This is a genomic window from Priestia filamentosa (assembly GCF_900177535.1).
Classification (GTDB): domain Bacteria; phylum Bacillota; class Bacilli; order Bacillales; family Bacillaceae_H; genus Bacillus_I; species Bacillus_I filamentosa.
In genome coordinates this window covers 1198772-1217681 of record NZ_FXAJ01000002.1, presented here as the reverse complement: position 1 = coordinate 1217681, position 18910 = coordinate 1198772, and the positions used below count along the sequence as shown (strand labels likewise).

Genomic DNA, 18910 nt, shown 5'->3' with positions numbered 1-18910 from the left:
TTCAGGAAAATGCAATATAATTATGTTAATACTACCATACTAGTATGTTATCTCTAAAAAAAGATTCGCTTAAATTCCTTATTTTCACTATTGATTAATAAACATATAGAAAAGGAAAGGTAGGACCACTATTAATTTGGTTTCAAAGAAGTTTACTTGTATTAAATGAAGGGAGGTATTTTAAAATTAAAACCTTTACTTTAAAAAATCTTTAAAAGTAATATTCAATAACAATTCAAAGATTTCCATGTTGAGTTTAACTAATAAAAGGGGGATAAATAATATGCAAATGACATTTCGGTGGTATGGGGAAGGGAATGATTCTATTTCATTAAACAAAATTCGCCAAATCCCTGGAATAAAAGGAGTCGTATGGGCACTTCATGATATCCCTGTTGGAGAGATTTGGCCTGTTCAAAGGATAGAAGAAGTAGTAAATCAAGCAAAAAAATATGGATTAAATACCGATGTTGTTGAGAGTGTCAATATTCACGAAGACATAAAACTTGGATTGAATACGAGAAACAAATATATAAATGCGTATAAGGAAACATTAAAAAACTTAAGCAAATTTGGTGTTAAGGTTGTATGTTATAATTTCATGCCAGTATTTGACTGGCTTCGCACGGATTTATTTAAAGAAATGGAAGACGGCAGTACAGCCTTATTTTTCGATGCTAAAAAAGTTCTTTCACTTACACCTGAACAGGTTGTGAGGGATATGGAAGAGAACTCAAAAGATTTTACTCTTCCTGGTTGGGAGCCTGAAAGATTAAAAGACTTACAAGATCTCTTTGATCAATACAAAAGCGTTACTGAAGCACAGTTACTAGAGAATCTGACTTATTTCTTGAAGGAAGTGTGCCCTACGGCTGAACAATGTGGTATTAAATTAGCTATTCATCCAGATGATCCACCATTTTCTATATTTGGATTACCCCGCATTGTAAAAAACAAGAAGGATATTCAATCTATATTAAGTGCTGTAGACAGTCCTTCAAATGGACTAACATTTTGCTCTGGTTCATTAGGGGGAAATCCTAATAACGATTTAATTGATATCGTACAATCCTTTATCAATCAAATCCCTTTTGCTCATATTCGGAATGTCAAACATTTTGAAGATGGCAGTTTTATTGAAGCATCCCATCGAAATGAAGATGGCTCTTTACCTATTACAGGAATAGTCAATACATTATTTGCCCGTAATTTTAAAGGTTATATTCGTCCTGACCATGGAAGACATATTTGGGATGAAGTGTGTAGACCGGGATACGGGTTATATGATCGTGCTTTAGGCGCCATGTATTTACAAGGTGCATGGGATGCTAACGTATCATTAAGAAACCGTTCTCTTGAAAAGATTAATTTTCAAAACATTTAGTACATTATTTATCGAGATAAGGGGAGAAAAGGAATAATATCAATTTGTTTCTTTTCTTCTAAAAGCTCACCTTCGTCATGTAAGCGCTTCATTAGTTTGTGTGTGCATAATGGTTTGAGATGGAGGCGTTAGAATGTCTACAAACAATAAAGAAATTACTCTCAAAACAAGTATAGGATTTGGTTTGACAGATATGATGGGTGGAGGAGCCTTCACAATTATTGGAGCTTGGCTATTGTTTTTCTATACAAAGTTTGCTGGCTTATCGGCTGTTGAAGCAGCATCAATTATTGCTATTGCCCGAGTAATTGATGCGGTTATTAGTTTATTTATGGGAAGTTTTTCGGATAACTTTCTAAAATTAAAATTGGGTAGACGATTTGGAAGACGCAGATTTTTCCTGTTGATTGGATCACCATTAATGCTTGTTTACGCTTTACTATGGGTAGACGGAATGGGTTATTTATACTACTTATTCAGCTACTTAATGTTTGAAATCATCGCAGCGATGGTGTTAATTCCATGGGAGACACTTCCTTCAGAAATGACAACAGATTTTAACAAAAGAACGAAGTTATCAACGGCTAGAATGTTTATTTCAGGTGTTGGCACATTTTTAGCTACCTTTATTCCAGGTCAACTATTTAGTGCTTTAGGGCAAGATAACTCTATGTCCTTCCTTGTCAATGGCGTATTTTTTGCTGTTATCTATGCTATTTGTGTTTTTATTTCTTTTCGCTCGACATGGGAAAGAGAACTTTCTCCAGAAGATATGCAAAAATTATTAGATCAAGAGAAAGAGCATAAAAACTTTTCGGAAATCCTTACAGGAATTACTCGAACATTAGTTGATTTTGGTTCAACCTTCAAAGTGAAAAGTTTCCGTAAGCATCTACTTATCTATATTTGTTCTATGACTGCTAAAGATGCATTTAATGCTGTGTTTGTATTCTACTGTGTCTATGCTTTGCATAGTTCCTCAACTGTTGCAGCAAATTTACTTTCATTTAGTATTATTGGACTACCGGGTGCAATTATTTATGGGTTTTTATTAATTAAAATTGGACCAGGAAATCTATTTAAAATTTCTTACTCTACTATGCTTCTTTGTATAGCAGCATATGCAGCCGTTTATTTTATTCATCCAGACAATTTAATCCTAACTTTAATAATCATCTCGTTTGTATATCAGATTGGAAGGAGTATGCTAGAGTTTATACCTTGGAATGTATTTCCGTTTATTCCAGACGTCGATGAGATAATTACGACCAAAAGACGAGAAGGGATTTTTGCATCTGTAATGACGTTCTTTAGAAAGTCTTCTGTTGCATTGGCTACTTTTTTAGTTGGAGCAATCTTAGAGGGTGGAGGTTTTGTGCAAAATGCCACTTCACAGCCAGTAGGCGCTGTTCATGCAATTATAGGGATTATGATTTTTGGGGTAGGTGGATTACTGCTCATCTCCTTGATTGCAGCATTTACATTTAAGTTAAATAAAGAAACGCATTCAATTCTTGTTGCTGAAATAGACCGTTTGAAAAATAACGGAAGCAAGGATGATGTTGACCAAAAGACAAAAGAAGTTGTAGAAGCACTTACAGGTTATAAATATGAAAAACTATGGGGAAATGATAAAAAAACTCAATTACCTCATATAAAAGTTAATTAATAGGAGTGATGAAACAAATGAAACCATTTATGAATAATGACTTTTTACTTCAAACTGAAACAGCTAAAAGACTGTTCCATGATTATGCTTCTAAAATGCCAATCTATGATTACCATTGTCATTTAGATCCACGCGAAATTTATGAAAATAGAACTTATAAAGATATGACAGAATTATGGTTAGAGGGAGATCATTATAAATGGCGTGCAATGAGGGCAAATGGTGTAGACGAGTATTATATTACTGGAGAGGCTAGCGGATATGAAAAATTTGAAAAGTGGGCTGAAACAGTTGAGAAGTTAATAGGAAATCCACTTTATCATTGGACACATATGGAATTAAGACAATATTTTAATGTAGAAACTATTTTAAAAAGAACTACAGCAAAAGATATTTGGGATATATGTAATGAGAAGCTAAAGGAGCAAAATTTCTCAGCAAGGGCGTTAATTAAACACTCAAACGTAACATTCATCGGAACAACAGACGATCCAATGGATGATTTGCATTATCATAAGCTATTGCAAGAGGATAGAGGCTTTTCTACAACTGTTTTACCATCGTTTCGACCAGACAAAGTTATGTCTATTCAACATGAATCTTGGAGAGATTATGTCAGAGATTTAGGAGATGTAGCAGGGATTCGCATAACCAATTTTACAGAACTAATAGATGCCTTAGAGAATAGGCTGGATTATTTTCAGAACATAGGCTGTAAATTAGCTGATCATAGTTTAGAGACAGTTGTTTTTGAAAATGCTACCTTACAAGAATTAGATGCGATTGTGGAAAAGAGGTTACATGGGGAAGCTCTTTCATTAAAGGAAATCTATCAGTTTCTAGCGCAATTGCTAGTAAGGCTTGGAAAGTCTTATAGTCGGAGAAAATGGGTTATGCAATATCATATTGGTGCTTTAAGAAATGCTAATTCTCATCTATTCTATAATATTGGTTCAAACGTAGGATGTGATTCTATGAAAGATGACTCTATTGCTATCCCTTTATGTCAGTTGCTTGACGAATTAGATAAAGTTCAGCAACTTCCTAAAACAGTTTTATATGGATTAAATCCAAAGGATAATGAATTATTAGCAACAATAGCAGGGAATTTTCAAAGAGGGGAAACACCTTCAAAAGTTCAATTTGGTTCTGCTTGGTGGTTTAATGACCATATAGATGGTATGGTTGCTCAAATGAAAACACTTGGCAATGTAGGAGTATTATCTAGATTTATTGGAATGTTAACGGATTCACGTAGCTTTTTATCATACAGTCGCCATGAGTATTTTAGACGAATCTTATGCAATATTTTAGGTGAATGGGTTGAGAATGGCGAATATCCATATGATTTAGAATGGCTAGGGCAAATTGTCCAGGATATATCCTACAACAATGCTTCGGAGTATTTTGAAATTAAACTGAAAGAAGCCATCATTTCCCCGTCTTAAAGATAAATAATAATGTAGAAGTTAGGAGAAGGTGTACAAATGCTACGATTAGGAAAAGAAGAATTAAAAAATAAAAAAGATTGCTTTGAGAAGATAGGGATCAAAACACCGGAATATAACTTTGAGGAAGTTTGGGAAGCTACGAAAAAAGAGCCCCTTTGGTTACACATTGGAGGAGGAAACTTGTTTAGAGCCTTCCACTCAGTCTTACAACATCATTTAATAGAATTAAAAGAGGCTGATAAGGGAATTATTGTTGTTTCAACTAGCAATGATGGCAAGATAGAAAAAGCTTATCATCCTTATGATAATTTGTGTTTAGATGTTACCATGAAAGTAGATGGGACATTGGATATGGAAGTCATAGCAAGTGTTGCAGAAAGTATCACAGCAGATTCTAAAACTTCATCTTGGAAAAGGTTGAAGGGAATTTTCAGGAATCCTTCTCTACAATTTATAACTCTTACAATTACTGAAAAAGGATATAATTTAAAAGATATGGATGGTAAAATCCAGTATTCTATTCAAAAAGAAATTGAGCAAGGACTTGAAAACCCAAAACATACAATGGTAATATTAACAGCACTTTTATTTGAACGGTATCAGAATGGAAAAGTACCATTAGCATTGGTAAGTACAGATAATTTTTCTCATAATGGGGATAAGTTAAAAGAGGCTGTTATGACAGTAGCTTCTAGGTGGAAGGAAATGAATACTGTAGATCAAGGGTTTATTGAGTATTTAAATGACGAGGATGTTATTACATTTCCATGGAGTATGATTGATAAAATTACCCCGAATCCTTCTTTAGATGTACAAGAGAAATTGAAAGAAGTAGGATTCGGAAGTATAGATTTAATTCAAACGCGAAAAAATGGACCAACAATAGCTCCTTTTGTGAATACTGAAGAATCTGAATACCTTGTTATTGAAGATTCTTTTCCAAATGGAAGACCGTCTTTAGAAAAAGCTGGTGTATATTTTACAGAAAGAGAAGTTGTTGATCGCGTAGAAAGGATGAAAGTATGCACTTGTTTGAATCCGCTGCATACAGCATTAGCCATATTCGGTTGTTTGCTTAATTATACGTCGATTGCTGCCGAGATGAAGGATAAAGATTTGAAGGCATTAGTAGAGAAAATTGGGTATGTTGAAGGTATGAAGGTAGTGGTGGATCCAGGGATTATTAATCCGAGGGAATTTTTGAGAGAAGTGATTGAAATCCGCTTTGCGAATCCGAACAACCCAGATACACCACAACGAATCGCTACAGATACTTCACAAAAGCTAAGCATTCGTTTTGGAGAAACATTAAAATTATATGTAGAAAGAGACGATCTAGATGTAAACCACTTAACTTTTATTCCATTAACAATTGCAGCTTGGTGTCGTTATTTAATGGGGATTAATGATGATGGGGAAGCATTCACCCCTAGTCCAGACCCTCTGCTAGAAGAGGTACAGCAATATATTCAAAAGATAGAGTTTGGAAATCCAGATTCTGTTCATAATCATTTAAAACCTATACTAACAAATGCACAAATCTTTGGGGTTGATTTATATGAAATCGGTTTGGGAGGAAAAATAGAAGAATTTTTTAAACTCCTAATTAAGGCACCAGGGGCAGTAAGAACAACGTTGCATAACATGGTGAGAATGCCTTAGATGTTTACTAAGGCAAGGAATAAAAAAGGCCAAGCACTTTTTTAAAAGTCTTGGCCTTATATATTTCTAAACCTTCTCTCATAATCTTAGTTAAGAATTCTGCCTATCCCGAAAGAAGGAGGATATGTTTCCAAAATCAATAAGAACTTGTCCGTCAATTGTTTGGATTAGCTTCATAAGTCAGCCCCTTACAGGAGATCGTTTTCTAGTTACTAGGGGCGGTTCTTTACTAGTATGAATTTCATATACTCTTTACAAGTTATTCGTGAGGGGATTGATATTCTATGTTCCTATTGCATTATTTTTGTCCCCGGTCCACCAGTAGACACTTTATCTTCGGAAGCCTCACTCTCTAGCTCTCTATATTTTTCTTCCCAGAAATCCGCTCCATCTATTTCTACTTTGCTTGGATCAAAAATTGGATCTTTTCCTGCTTTTCTTTGAACTTCATAATCCTTTAATACTTTTAAAGCTGGTTTTGTTAGAAATAAAATAGCAATAAGATTAAGCCATGCCATGCTGCCTATACCTAAATCCCCTAGAGCCCATAATAAAGATGCTGATTCAACACTTCCAATATAAACCATAAGTAAAAATACGATTTTCAGAATCGTTTTCAACCACTGCATTTTTAGTTTTTTATCGAGATAGATAAGAGTCGTTTCGGCAATATAATAATAAGCCATTAGGGTGGTGAAGGCAAAGAAGAAGATGGCGATAGATATAAATATTGATCCAAATCCCGGTAATACAGTGTCTACTGCTTCCTGAGTATAGATGGGGCCAGCTTCAACATTTTCCATCGTTTCCACAATGGGTTCTTTTCCTTCTGGAGTAACGCTATACATACCAGTTACGAGAATCATAAGAGCCGTCGCTGTACATACAACAATTGTATCGATATAGACTGAAAATGCTTGGACTAACCCTTGCTTGGCAGGGTGGGAAACTTCAGCTGCCGCTGAACTATATGTTGCTTCCCCAACACCAGCAACATTTGAAAACACGGCTCTTTTAACACCCCAGGCAATCGCTGCCCCAACAATCCCACCAAAGGCCTCATTCACACCGAATGCACTCGAGAATATAAGAGCGAACATAGAGGGAACTTCCTTCATATTTGCAAATAAAATAATGAAAGTAACGATCACATACCCTACAGCCATGAAGGGAACTATTTTGTCTGCAACATTAGCAATTCGCTTAACACCACCAAAAATGATTGTTGCAAGCAAAACAACCAATAAAACCCCAGTGATGCTCTTATTTATACCGGATGTATTTTCAAATCCAACAGCAATAGTACTTGATTGTATACCAGGCAATAAGAATCCATAGGAAATGGTAACAACGATAGCGACTAACGAAGCAAACCATTTTATCTTTAAACCTTTTTCGATAAAGTAGGGTGTACCCCCTCGGTACTCATTTCCTACTTTACTTTTGTATACTTGGGCAAGAGTGGACTCGATAAAAGCACTTGCTCCTCCTAATAGAGCCATAATCCACATCCAGAACACCGCCCCTGGTCCTCCAAAGGCAATAGCTGTCGCTACACCTGCTATATTACCAATTCCTACACGTCCTGCTAGAGCCATACAAAAAGCCTGAAAAGATGATACTCCTGAATCAGAACTTTTGCCTTCGAACAGCAACTTAATCATTTCTTTAAAATATCGTATCTGCAGAAAGCGGGTCATGATCGAGAAAAACAATCCTGCTCCAAGAGCAAAGACAACTAATCCGAGGCTCCATACTTGTCCAACTAACCATTCCACTAATTTTTCCATCCAATTCCTCCTTAATATAATGTTTGTAGGTTCAGGAAAAATGTTAATTATTTTAATATTCAGAAAAATAAAGTGCTGTTAGTATCAGCTTTCAAGTGCATAAGAGACAATTCGTTTTGGATATCTGAATGTTTATAGCTACCAAATAGGGCTGCGGTGCTTATATTGTAATCATTAATTTATAATTCCATACTTTTTTGATTACACACCTGCAGCTAGGCCAAATGGAATTATTAGTCGCTTTTTTATGTGAATTATTTTAATAAGAATCCAGTTGGTAAAGGGTCTGTCGGATCTAATATAAATTTTTGCATTCCTGTAATAAAACCACGGCTTGCCAACGTAAACTTATATCCATTTTCTGTATGGTTGGCAAATTGTACTTTCAAAGAGCTGTCAAAAATACTTTCATTTACAAATGGTGGTTCCATGTACAATCTACTATTAGAAAGCAAGCTTGTATAACATGCCATTGTTGATCCAAAGCCAGGGGAACGAACTATATACTCATCATTACGAAAAGTGATCGTTTTAATTCGCTTCTCTTCTAGATGGGAAGTATCCATTAAAATGATACTTTTTACAGGTGTTTTTGATTTGAGAGATTGAAGAACTGTTTTTCCCCATCTTTTCAATTCGGAAAGCTCTTCAATACGAATCTCTGCAGAAGTATCACATTTTTCAAACACAGCATATAATTGATCGGCTTGGACGAGAGAGTACCGGGAGTTTAAACGCTCATAAGGCAAAGGAATATTTACATGGGTTACTTGACATGGTTCACTTTCTATCAAAACCGAAACGACTTCATCATTCTGTATAGTAGCAGTAACTGGGATCACACCACTGACTGTTTCAATTTTGTAGTTGTTTGATGCCCTTGGTTGTAAATAGCCGCATTCTAGTAAAGCTGTAATCACGGCAACAATACCACCATAATGAAGAGGGATTGTTCCTTCATGATTTAAAAATATGACTGCAGCATCTGCTTCTTGGTTAATCGGTGGAACAATAAGACAGCCATTTAGGCCTGAAAAACCCCGTGGTTCATTTAATAAAAGCTTGATTTCTTCTGCAAAAGCATGTGCAAGCTGTGTATTTAACTGTTTTAAGTTTTGGTAATGAATAAAAGGTACGTCTTTGATAATACGAAAAGCCTCACCGGCTACGTGTACATCTATTGTTGAGTACATTTTTTGAATTTTCATTTCACGTCCTCCGTTTCATGTTGCATTGGGGGAATAAGCAAGAACCCTTCTTTAAGTGGATCTTCTTCATTGTAGAAGAATTGATGCAATCCCATTAACCAAGCAGATCCTGTGATTCTAGTCACTACAGCTTCATGTCCTTCTACATCTGTTGTTTCCAATATACGTCCCCTAAATAGGGAACCAACAATACTTTCATGAACAAAATCTTCATCAATTGAAATTTTTTGATTACTATATAGCACGGCTAATTTAGCAGAGGTACCTGTTCCACATGGAGAACGATCAATTCCTCCTGGAGGGACAATCACTGTGTTTTTTACATCTGCTTCTTCATGAGTTGGTTCAGTGAAAAATTCAACATGAGTTAACCCTCGAATAAATGAATATTGGGGGTGAATAATTTCTGTTTTTCCATTAATAGTGTTTCGAATGTTGATGGCTTTTTCGATTATTGTGGAAGCATTCTCTGGAATTAAATCCAAACCAACGGATTTAGCATCAATAATCGCATAAAAGTTTCCACCATATGCAATGTCAGCATCGATACTTCCAATTCCTTCAACATCAATGGAAACTTTCTTTAAAAGAAAGGCTGGAATATTGCAAAAGGATACTTCTTTTGCTTTTCCATTTTCAACGGAAATATCTACCTCAATAAGGCCAGCAGGCGTATCTAACTTTAATGAAGTAACCGGCTCCTGGACAGGAATTAATCCTGATTCAATTAAAGCAGTACATACACCAATCGTATCATGACCACACATTGGCAGATATCCACCGGTTTCTATGTAAATTACGCCAATATCTGCCTCTGGATGACACGGATCGGTTAACAAAGCACCAGACATAACATCATGACCCCGTGGTTCATTCATTAAAAGCTTGCGGATCCAGTCATACTTCTTTTGCATGTAAAGCATTTTCTCCGACATGGTTTTTCCTACTAGTTCCGGAAGACCACTAATCAGCGTCCTCGTTGGATTGCCACCCGTATGTGTATCAATTGTTGTAAAGACTTTTTGTGCTCTCATCGACCCAACACCCTTTCTTTAAAACGATTAAAGCTAAGCGGTTCAATAGGAATAGACGTTTCTTTTTTATTAATTAATTCTTCTACTATTTTTCCTGTTACTGCTGCTAAGCTGATTCCATCACCTTCATGACCAGCAGCAATATAATAGTTTGGAATCTTGTCCACCCGCGAAACGATAGGTAAATGGTCTTCCGTCCATGGTCTCAGCCCTGCATATGAACGAATTACCATCATATCTGCCATTTTCGGATAAAAGCGGATTGCTCTGTTAGCAATACATTTGATGATCTCATTGTTTACTTTTGTATTAAAACCAACGAATTCTCTGCTGCTTCCAATTAAAAAGTTCTGACTTTCCGTTGGTTCAAAGACAAGTGCTACCCCGTATTTTTCAGTTAGTGGATCAACACAACGCTGTCCACCAAACTTAGAAATGAGGTAACCAAACTCCATTACTTTCCGAGCTCCCACGTGTTCTTGTCTTGAGGCAACGATAATATGTCCTTTTCTCGGTTCAATCGGTATCGAAAGATCGAGCATTTTTCCTATTCGAGGAGCCCATACCCCGGCTGCATTGACGACATGATCTGCAGTAAACACTCCGTTAGTCGTTTCTACAGTAAATGAACTGCTATTTTGTTTTTTAATCTCCAAAACTTCGGTATGTTTGAAGACTTTGGCTCCTAATTTTTTGGCTTCCTTGAGAAGAGAAAAGGCTAGTAGATAAGGGTTAACCGTGGAGTCAGTAGCACATTCTAATCCGCCTAATAAGTCATCTGCAAAAAAGGGGGACTCCTGCTTAATATCCTGACGATCAAGCATTCGAAATGGTAAACCAGCGGCTTTTTGACGGTTAACCCATTTTTGGGCTGCTTCCATCTCTTCGTCTGACTCACAAACAAGAATGCTTCCTGGAGCTCGGTATTCAAAAGGGTGCTCTAATTCTCTGCTTAATGTATCTACTAACTCCTGGCTAAATAACGACATTTGACTATCAAAACCCGGGTCTTTATCAATCGCCAAAATATTGCCGTCACATCGTGAAGACGTGCCACTAACAAATTCTCCTTTTTCAATTATGGTTACATCTCTACCGTATTTAGAAGCATAATAGGCTATTGAACAGCCAATAATTCCTCCACCAATTACTAAAACGTCACAGTGTCTCACATATCTTTTCTCCCCTCGGTGAATTTGTTTCATCATTAAATAGTGCAATTAATGTGCCAACTTAGTTCAAATTTCTGTATATAGAGAATATTTTTCTATCTTCTGATGTTAGATCTAATTGACAGAGACCAAAGAACATGAAGATGTGCGAAACTAAATTAAGGGAAAATACGGTTTTTTTAGAAAGTGTGACATTTATTTATATAACTAGACATTTTTCAAATATTCATTCAGTCTGATTCTCTCAATTTTAAAAAATATAATATTGATTGCCTCTTACCTAATAACAAAAATGATTGTAAAAATATTTTGAACATTTTATGAACAAATGTATAATTTTTTATACAGTGTTGATTGTTTTTTACACTTTAGGAGGGGAACGCTATGGTATTTTCATTACCGTCAGTAAAAGAACTAATAATGAATGTATCGTTCGATAGGAGTCACATTGAACGAAAAAACGGCGAATTTTATTATCGTTCAACAGCCAAAACAGATGAACTTCTATGTAAGACCGTAGATGAGAACGAGTCATTGTCTACATTAATAGAAGCATTTAGCCACCATTCGGCAGTTGTTATTCTAGATTCAAACAAAAAACCTGTAGGCTGTATAACTGCTTCCCGAATGATTCGTTTTCTTTATAACTATTACAATCAATTGAAAGCATTTTATAAGACTATTATTCAAACTTCAGATGCCTCAGTTACGGTTATTGATGCCAACGAGAACGTTTGCACATGGACGGAAGGAGCGGAAAAGATATTCTCGGTTACCCGTCAAGATATAATGGGGCAGCCTATTACTGACTTTTTCGATTACAAAAAATTAGAAATTTTGCAATCCCTGTATAAAGGAAAAAGTATTGTAGGTCATTACCATCAGCCTCGATCTGATTTATTTGTCTTAATTAACTCTAATCCTGTTTATTTAGAGGGAGAGATTATCGGTGCAGTCGTCTCAGAAACAGATGTCACGAATCAAGTAGCACTTAATGAGAAGTTATTTAACATGTCCAACGAAGTACATCGTTTAGAACAAGAAGTAGCGAAGTATAAGGATTCATCTGATCCCTTTCATTCCATTAAAGGAAAGAGTTCTGCCTTACAAAGAACAGTGAACTTGGCTAGAAAGGTGTGTTCTGTTAAATCTACAGTTTTAATACTAGGGGAGAGTGGGGTGGGGAAAGAAGTGTTTGCTAAAGCTATTCATGAAGCGAGCGAAGAGCCAAACGCACCTTTTATTTCAATTAATTGCGGTGCAATACCAGCCTCTTTATTTGAAAGTGAATTGTTCGGGTATGAGCGCGGCGCCTTCTCAGGGGCTAACAGTAAAGGAAAAAAAGGAAAAATAGAATTAGCAAAAGGAGGCACATTATTTCTTGATGAAATAGGTGAAATGCCACTCGAAATGCAAGTAAAGCTTCTACGGGTATTTCAAGAGCGGAGATATTATCGTGTTGGAGGAGAGAAAGAAATCGATATCAATTTTCGTCTCATTGCGGCTACAAATCGTGATTTACATGAACTAATGAAAGAAGGGAAGTTTCGGGAAGATTTATATTACCGCTTAAATGTAGTCAGTCTACACATTCCTCCTTTAAGGGAGCGGAAAGAAGATATTATTGAATTGACTCACTATTTTTTAAATGATTTTTCATTAAGCTATCAACGCCCTATTCACGAATTTCCTCCAGAGGTAATCCAGGAAATGCTTCGTTATGATTGGCCTGGCAATATTCGCGAACTTCGCAATATCGTTGAACGGCTTATCGTATTTGCGACAGATGGCGTAATAAAAAGAGAATATTTGCCCTTTAATACAAGTAATATCAGCTTTGAAAGTACTCTAAAGAATGCATCTAGTGTAATTATAGAAAATGACTCCACGATACTACCGCTCCAAGAAGAAATGAATCAATATGAGAAAAAAATAATTGAAAGAGCATTACAAATTCTAAATGGAAACAAAGTAGAATGTGCTAAGCAACTCGGTATCACAAGAGCTACTTTATATAATCGATTGAAGCGGCTTGGCATAAATTAATCCTCTTCCACCTCTAAGTTGGCACGTTTTTTGCATAATAATTTTATACAAAGAGATTAGAGGAGGAATACAAATGTCTAACAAAGAGAGCGTTGTTATTTGTCGCTGTGAGGAAGTTACTTATGGGCAACTTCAAACAACAGCAAATGAACATAAATGTACAGCGAGAGAATTGAAATTAAGAACAAGGGCAGGTATGGGTTTTTGTGGCGGTCGTACATGCAGGCTAACCTTAGATAGGATTATCGAAAGTGTCATTCCTGAGGTGTTATCTAGTGAGATTCCATTAAAATACCAGCCCCCGATTCGACCAGTAACGTTTGGAACAGTAGGTGGAAATCAATGAGTAGAATATTGGATCATCCTATTCTAGGCAGTTTAGATAGTAGAGAACGTATTTCTTTTCGATTTGATGGAGTTACATATGAAGCCTACAAAAATGAAACAATTGCTGCTGCTCTTTTAGCAAATGGAATTAGAAAACTCCGTGTTCACGAAGATAGCGGAACACCTAGAGGTATTTATTGCAACATCGGTCATTGCTTGGAGTGTCGGGTAACAGTTAATAATCAAAAAAATGTCAGAGCTTGCTTAACTATTGTAGAAAAAGACATGATTGTTGAAAGTGGAAAACGTCATCCAAATATTGTGAGAGGGATGGTGGAAAAGCAATGATTGATGTAATTGTAATTGGAGGAGGGCCAGCGGGGTTAGCAGGAGCTATTGCCTGCGCGAGCTTTGGTCTCAAAGTAAAAGTTATTGATGAGTTTATAAAGCCAGGTGGCCGTTTGCTTGGACAACTTCATCAAGAACCTTCTGGTGAATGGTGGAATGGCATTAAAGAATCAGAACGACTCCATCAAGAAGCGAAAAGATTATCGGTCGATATCTGTTGTGGTGTATCCGTTTATAATTTAGAAAAAGAAGAACACCTATGGAATGTGCATACAAGTTCAGGTACGCTGGAAGCACCATTTGTATTAGTAGCCACTGGAGCCGCGGAATACCCTATTCCGCTACCAGGCTGGACCCTTCCCGGTGTCATGTCAATCGGTGCGGCTCAAGTAATGACGAATGTCCACCGCGTCCAAGTTGGCAAAAAAGGGATCATTATCGGAGCAAATATTTTAGCATTTGCGATCTTAAATGAATTACAACTAGCCGGAATTAAGGTTGATCGGGTGATACTTCCAGAAAAAAGTCCCCTTAGCCAAAAAGCAGGTGAACCAGAGGCGGTTATGAAATCACTTTTAAATGCAGCTCATCTAGCTCCATCGCCATTATTACGCATTGGGAGTCATGTCATGAAAAATAATCGAATGAGAAAAATCGGTTTGAACTTTTATCCCAAAAATGGCATGAAAGTGAGCGGGACCCCTCTCCAGCTCCGTAAAGCTGCCCTTGAAATCATAGGCAAGGATAGGGTGGAAGGAATTCGTGCTGCTGATATTGATGCTAATGGTAATGTTATTGCTGGATCTGAAACGATTTACGAGGCAGATTTTGTCTGTATAGCAGGAGGATTATATCCGCTGGCAGAGCTTGCTGCCGTGGCTGGTTGTCCATTTCAATACATTCCAGAACTTGGCGGCCATGTGCCCCATCATTCAGAGACGATGGAAACCCCTCTTGATGGGTTATTTGTAGCGGGGAATATCACCGGTATTGAAAGTGGTAAAATTGCTATGGCCCAAGGAACAACTGCAGGCTTGTCAATCGCCAAATATGCTGGGAAAAAGTCAGAAACCATTGATCAGCAATTACAACAAGCAATACAAAATGTTCGTACTGTTCGAAGGCAAGCTACCATCCAGTTTAATCCTAAGATTGACAGCGGAAGGAATAAAATGAGGGAGCTATGGGGGAGTCTCTATTTTTCAACGCAAAGATAGTTTGATTTACAAATAAACTTTTTACGAGTTTGAGCAGAGTTCACCCTCATGGTGAACCTGCTAATTTAAATATTTAACTCACATTAACTTCACTTAGTATGTCATTTTTACTTCAAATCAAAATTTTTGAATATCAGATAGGATTAGAGGAAACGCATAAAAATTTCACATCGGCATCAGTGTGGTTAATCCAATTATGTGGGGTAGCTGAGTCTAAATAAATACAGTCAAGAGGATGTAAATCATGTTCTTCATCATCAATAAGGACAGTAAGAGTACCTTCCAAAACGTAAAGAAACTCTTGGCCTTGATGTGAATACGAACTTCCTCTATTTTCACCCGGTTTGAGCATAACTAACAAAGGAGCAAAAAGTGGATTTTCTATATTTTCAGATAAGTCTTTATAAATAAAGCTACTCGGTCTACTATTTAACTCGCTTAAAGAGTTCCGTATAATGGTCGACTTAGCCTTTTTCTCTGACTCTGAAAAAAAGTAGCCTGGATTGACATTAAGTGCGTCAGAAATCTTTTTTAATGATTCAAGTGTAATAGAGGATTTTAAACGTTCTACTTGTGATAAAAAACTGATAGAAAGATTAGTTTTCTCTGATATTTGTTTTAGCGTTAGTTTTCGATCTTTTCGCAACTCTTTTATTTTAAATCCGATTAAATCATCCATTCTTTATACCTCTCTAACATATATGATAAAAAATTGTAGTTTACAATAATATAATTCGCTTTTGTTTGGGAATTAAAGTGTGACTTTAATTTTATTATAATCTTATTTTATTCAAAATCAAACAATTGAAAAGGTTTCCTAAAAATCCTAAACAAAATAAATGGAGATAAAGAGGGGTTTAAAAATATTCAGAAAATTTAGTTTACAAGATTCGGATTGTATGGTAAGGTCAATATAAATGAAGTGACACTTCAATTTTTGTTATTTTATTAACTATTGCTTTAAAAATAAGCTGAGGAGGGATTAGTGAGAATATACATCTTCGGTTTCAAGAAAGAAGTGCATTTTATTCTTGAATTATTAACTGAAAAAGATCTTGAATGTTTAATCTCTGCAAGGTGAAATCAAAAAATTAGATAAAATTTTTTTAAAAAAAGGTAGTCTTTAAGAAAACAAATCAATTAGGAGGAATTTATAATGGCAAAATTCAATGGAGTTTATGTGGCACTTGTTACCCCTTTTACGAAAGATTATCAGGTAGATTATGTTAGATTAACAGAACTATGTAATTGGTTAATTGAACAAGGAGTAGACGGACTCGTTCCAGGGGGATCATTAGGGGAATATGCTACTCTTACAGCTGAAGAGAGAGCAAAATTAGTAGAAACTGTAATAGAAGCGGCTAATGGTCGAGTGCCTGTTTTAGTTGGTTCAGGTGCACCGTCAACTGCTCAGTCTGTAAAATGGGTACAGCATGCAAAAGAACATGGTGCAGCAGGTATTATGGCTTTACCTCCAATCAATTATAAACCTCTAGAGAATGAAATTATTGAACACTACAAAGCACTATCTGAAGTTGGGCTTCCAATCGTTGCATATAACAATCCAAAAGACTATCCTACGGATTTAACTCCTGATTTACTAGCTGAAATTTCGAAGTTCGAAAATGTAGTTGGTGTCAAAGAATTTTCAGGTGATGTCCGTCGTATGCAAGAAATCTTAGAAAAAACGGATCTTGAAGTAATGGTTGGAGTAGATGATCTTGCTCTTGAAGGAGCTCTAGTTGGAGCTACAGGCTGGATTTCCGGTGTTCCAAATGCCTTACCAAAAGAAGGTGTAGAATTATTTCATCTAGGAAGAGAAGGAAAAGTAAAGGAAGCACTTAAGCTGTATAAGCGTCTTTTACCTCTTTTTCGTTATGATGCTAGTCCTCAACTAGTTCAATCTATTAAGTACATGATGGAACTCGCTGGTAAACCAGTAGGATCTACACGTCCACCTCGTTTACCATTAAGCAAAGAACAGTATCAAAAAATAGAAGAGGCTTTCCATTATTCTAAGAGATTAACTGTTTGATTTTAAAAAAACTATAAAATCTATCTGAATGGGTACAGTGGTCTTTAATAGGTTGTACCCATTCTCTATTTTTAAAGAAAGGGTGTTACGATTAGGATGACTGTAAGTACAAAAGCAAAAACATATTTAAATCATATAAATGGTGAATGGGTAAGTAGCTTAAATGAACAAGTAGAAGCGAGCAGCAATCCTGCTAATAAAAACGAAATTGTAGGCTATACCCAAAAATCAATAAAAGAGGATTTAGAAAAAGCCATTAAAGCAGCGCATGGAGCTAAAAAGTCTTGGAGGAAAATGGGGCAGGCAGAAAGAGGTCAGTTTCTATTTAAAGTAGCAAACATTCTTGAGGAAAATTTGGATGAGATTGCTGAAACGATGACAAAGGAAATGGGAAAAACACTTCCCGAAGCAAAAGGAGAAACAGCTAGAGGTGTTGCAATCCTTCGGTACTATGCTGGTGAAGGGATGAGGAAAGATGGAGACGTTATCCCTTCTTCTGATAAGGATGCCCTTATGTTTACGAGACGGACTCCACTTGGTGTTGTTGGCATTATTACCCCTTGGAACTTTCCAGTTGCTATTCCAATTTGGAAGATTGCTCCTGCTCTTGTGTATGGAAATACAGTCGTATTTAAGCCAGCAACCGAAGCAGCGGTGACAGCTGCAAAAGTAGTAGAATGTTTTGATAGAGCAGGGCTTCCAAAGGGGGTATTGAACTTTATTACAGGTTCTGGATCTATAATAGGTCAGCAGTTGATTGACCATCCACTTTTAGACGCTATCACATTTACAGGGTCTGAAAGCGTTGGTGAGAGAGTAGCAAAATCTGCATCATCACGTGGTATTAAATTTCAATTGGAGATGGGGGGGAAAAACCCTGTCATTGTGACAAAAGATGCCAATTTAGATGGAGCAGTTGAAGCAGTAATCAGCGGTGGTTTTCGTTCAACAGGTCAAAAATGTACAGCATCAAGTCGTGTCATTGTAGAAAATGAGGTTTACGATTCATTTGTAGAAAAACTCGTTCAGGAAACAAAGAAAATCACTGTAGGAAACGGTCTTAAAGAAGGAATTTGGATGGGACCGTGCGCTAGCGAAAGTCAATTTAATACCGTGAGAAAATATATCGAATTAGGAAGAGAGGAAGGTGCCACTCTCATCACTGGTGGAGAGATATTAACTGGTGAAGAATTCGACAAAGGTTTTTATGTAACGCCTGCTATTTTCGGAAACGTACAACCAGAAATGAAAATTGCTCAAGAAGAAATTTTTGGACCCGTTATTGCCCTTCTTCGAGCAACCAATTTAGAAGAGGCCATTGAAGTTGCCAACAACACAAGGTATGGATTAAGCGCGTCCATTTTTACATCTAATATTAGTTCTTTACTTGAATTTATTGATGATATTGACGCTGGTCTAGTTCGAATCAATGCGGAAAGCGCAGGGGTAGAACTTCAAGCACCATTTGGTGGAATGAAAGCATCTAGTACTGGATCACGCGAACAAGGAGAAGCAGCGAAAGAATTCTATACTGCTATTAAAACTGTATTTATTAAAGGATAAATAA

15 protein-coding genes are annotated in these 18910 nt (G+C 36.5%); 10 read left to right on the top strand and 5 right to left on the bottom strand.

The window, feature by feature from the left end:
• Positions 1–283 precede the first annotated feature (283 nt).
• The 4 genes from uxuA to B9N79_RS13180 all read left to right on the top strand — a co-directional run bounded on the left by uxuA (position 284) and on the right by B9N79_RS13180 (position 6166).
• Positions 284–1384 (top strand): mannonate dehydratase, encoded by a 1101-nt coding sequence (gene uxuA / locus B9N79_RS13195; RefSeq protein WP_040061149.1) that lies wholly within the window; start codon positions 284–286, stop codon positions 1382–1384.
• 133 nt (positions 1385–1517) lie between these two features.
• The gene (locus tag B9N79_RS13190; RefSeq protein WP_040061150.1) at positions 1518–3053 is read left to right on the top strand and encodes an MFS transporter; all 1536 of its coding nucleotides are present in this window, start codon (positions 1518–1520) and stop codon (positions 3051–3053) included.
• Positions 3054–3070: 17 nt separating this feature from the next.
• Positions 3071–4501 (top strand): glucuronate isomerase, encoded by a 1431-nt coding sequence (gene uxaC, locus B9N79_RS13185; protein ID WP_040061152.1) that lies wholly within the window; start codon positions 3071–3073, stop codon positions 4499–4501.
• Positions 4502–4540: 39 nt separating this feature from the next.
• On the top strand, positions 4541–6166 hold the full coding sequence (locus tag B9N79_RS13180) for a mannitol dehydrogenase family protein (RefSeq protein WP_046217594.1): 1626 nt from the start codon (positions 4541–4543) through the stop codon (positions 6164–6166).
• A 290-nt stretch (positions 6167–6456) separates the two neighbouring features.
• Here B9N79_RS13180 and B9N79_RS13175 read toward each other — a convergent pair whose 3' ends face one another.
• From B9N79_RS13175 to B9N79_RS13160, 4 genes are all read right to left on the bottom strand, one after another.
• Positions 6457–7956, bottom strand: coding sequence for an alanine/glycine:cation symporter family protein (locus B9N79_RS13175; protein ID WP_040061156.1), 1500 nt, complete (start codon positions 7954–7956; stop codon positions 6457–6459).
• A gap of 254 nt (positions 7957–8210) precedes the next feature.
• The gene (locus B9N79_RS13170) at positions 8211–9164 is read right to left on the bottom strand and encodes a proline racemase family protein (protein ID WP_040061158.1); all 954 of its coding nucleotides are present in this window, start codon (positions 9162–9164) and stop codon (positions 8211–8213) included.
• Positions 9161–10198 carry a proline racemase family protein gene (locus tag B9N79_RS13165; protein ID WP_046217593.1) on the bottom strand — a complete coding sequence of 346 codons (1038 nt, stop codon included), beginning with the start codon at positions 10196–10198 and terminating at the stop codon, positions 9161–9163. Before B9N79_RS13165 ends, B9N79_RS13170 begins: the two co-directional genes overlap by 4 nt.
• Positions 10195–11370, bottom strand: a complete 1176-nt coding sequence (locus B9N79_RS13160; RefSeq protein WP_046217592.1) for an NAD(P)/FAD-dependent oxidoreductase — start codon at positions 11368–11370, stop codon at positions 10195–10197. The genes B9N79_RS13165 and B9N79_RS13160 overlap by 4 nt, the downstream gene beginning before the upstream one ends.
• Before the next feature lie 384 nt (positions 11371–11754).
• Here B9N79_RS13160 and B9N79_RS13155 point away from each other — a divergent pair, with 384 nt between their 5' ends.
• The 4 genes from B9N79_RS13155 to B9N79_RS13140 all read left to right on the top strand — a co-directional run bounded on the left by B9N79_RS13155 (position 11755) and on the right by B9N79_RS13140 (position 15308).
• On the top strand, positions 11755–13416 hold the full coding sequence (locus B9N79_RS13155; protein ID WP_040061164.1) for a sigma-54-dependent Fis family transcriptional regulator: 1662 nt from the start codon (positions 11755–11757) through the stop codon (positions 13414–13416).
• A 73-nt stretch (positions 13417–13489) separates the two neighbouring features.
• Positions 13490–13762: a (2Fe-2S)-binding protein gene (locus B9N79_RS13150; RefSeq protein ID WP_019393559.1), complete on the top strand. Its 273-nt coding sequence runs from the start codon at positions 13490–13492 to the stop codon at positions 13760–13762.
• Positions 13759–14091: a (2Fe-2S)-binding protein gene (locus B9N79_RS13145; RefSeq protein ID WP_040061168.1), complete on the top strand. Its 333-nt coding sequence runs from the start codon at positions 13759–13761 to the stop codon at positions 14089–14091. Before B9N79_RS13150 ends, B9N79_RS13145 begins: the two co-directional genes overlap by 4 nt.
• On the top strand, positions 14088–15308 hold the full coding sequence (locus B9N79_RS13140) for an NAD(P)/FAD-dependent oxidoreductase (protein ID WP_046217591.1): 1221 nt from the start codon (positions 14088–14090) through the stop codon (positions 15306–15308). The genes B9N79_RS13145 and B9N79_RS13140 overlap by 4 nt, the downstream gene beginning before the upstream one ends.
• Before the next feature lie 133 nt (positions 15309–15441).
• On the opposite strand, the gene B9N79_RS13135 is transcribed toward B9N79_RS13140, so the two are convergent.
• Positions 15442–15987 (bottom strand): helix-turn-helix domain-containing protein, encoded by a 546-nt coding sequence (locus B9N79_RS13135; RefSeq protein ID WP_040061172.1) that lies wholly within the window; start codon positions 15985–15987, stop codon positions 15442–15444.
• A 477-nt stretch (positions 15988–16464) separates the two neighbouring features.
• Here B9N79_RS13135 and dapA point away from each other — a divergent pair, with 477 nt between their 5' ends.
• Positions 16465–17343 (top strand): 4-hydroxy-tetrahydrodipicolinate synthase, encoded by an 879-nt coding sequence (gene dapA / locus B9N79_RS13130; RefSeq protein ID WP_040061174.1) that lies wholly within the window; start codon positions 16465–16467, stop codon positions 17341–17343.
• Between the two features lie 96 nt (positions 17344–17439).
• Positions 17440–18906 (top strand): alpha-ketoglutaric semialdehyde dehydrogenase GucD, encoded by a 1467-nt coding sequence (gene gucD, locus B9N79_RS13125; protein WP_046217590.1) that lies wholly within the window; start codon positions 17440–17442, stop codon positions 18904–18906.
• Positions 18907–18910: the final 4 nt, after the last annotated feature.

Coding starts and splice junctions, on each gene's coding strand:
- B9N79_RS13180 (WP_046217594.1), top strand. CDS start 4,541: ATGCTACGATTAGGAAAAGAAGAATTAAAAAATAAAAAAGATTGCTTT.
- B9N79_RS13150 (WP_019393559.1), top strand. CDS start 13,490: ATGTCTAACAAAGAGAGCGTTGTTATTTGTCGCTGTGAGGAAGTTACT.
- B9N79_RS13135 (WP_040061172.1), bottom strand. CDS start 15,987: ATGGATGATTTAATCGGATTTAAAATAAAAGAGTTGCGAAAAGATCGA.
- B9N79_RS13155 (WP_040061164.1), top strand. CDS start 11,755: ATGGTATTTTCATTACCGTCAGTAAAAGAACTAATAATGAATGTATCG.
- uxaC (WP_040061152.1), top strand. CDS start 3,071: ATGAAACCATTTATGAATAATGACTTTTTACTTCAAACTGAAACAGCT.
- dapA (WP_040061174.1), top strand. CDS start 16,465: ATGGCAAAATTCAATGGAGTTTATGTGGCACTTGTTACCCCTTTTACG.
- B9N79_RS13190 (WP_040061150.1), top strand. CDS start 1,518: ATGTCTACAAACAATAAAGAAATTACTCTCAAAACAAGTATAGGATTT.
- B9N79_RS13165 (WP_046217593.1), bottom strand. CDS start 10,198: ATGAGAGCACAAAAAGTCTTTACAACAATTGATACACATACGGGTGGC.
- uxuA (WP_040061149.1), top strand. CDS start 284: ATGCAAATGACATTTCGGTGGTATGGGGAAGGGAATGATTCTATTTCA.
- B9N79_RS13175 (WP_040061156.1), bottom strand. CDS start 7,956: ATGGAAAAATTAGTGGAATGGTTAGTTGGACAAGTATGGAGCCTCGGA.
- B9N79_RS13145 (WP_040061168.1), top strand. CDS start 13,759: ATGAGTAGAATATTGGATCATCCTATTCTAGGCAGTTTAGATAGTAGA.
- B9N79_RS13170 (WP_040061158.1), bottom strand. CDS start 9,164: ATGAAAATTCAAAAAATGTACTCAACAATAGATGTACACGTAGCCGGT.
- gucD (WP_046217590.1), top strand. CDS start 17,440: ATGACTGTAAGTACAAAAGCAAAAACATATTTAAATCATATAAATGGT.
- B9N79_RS13140 (WP_046217591.1), top strand. CDS start 14,088: ATGATTGATGTAATTGTAATTGGAGGAGGGCCAGCGGGGTTAGCAGGA.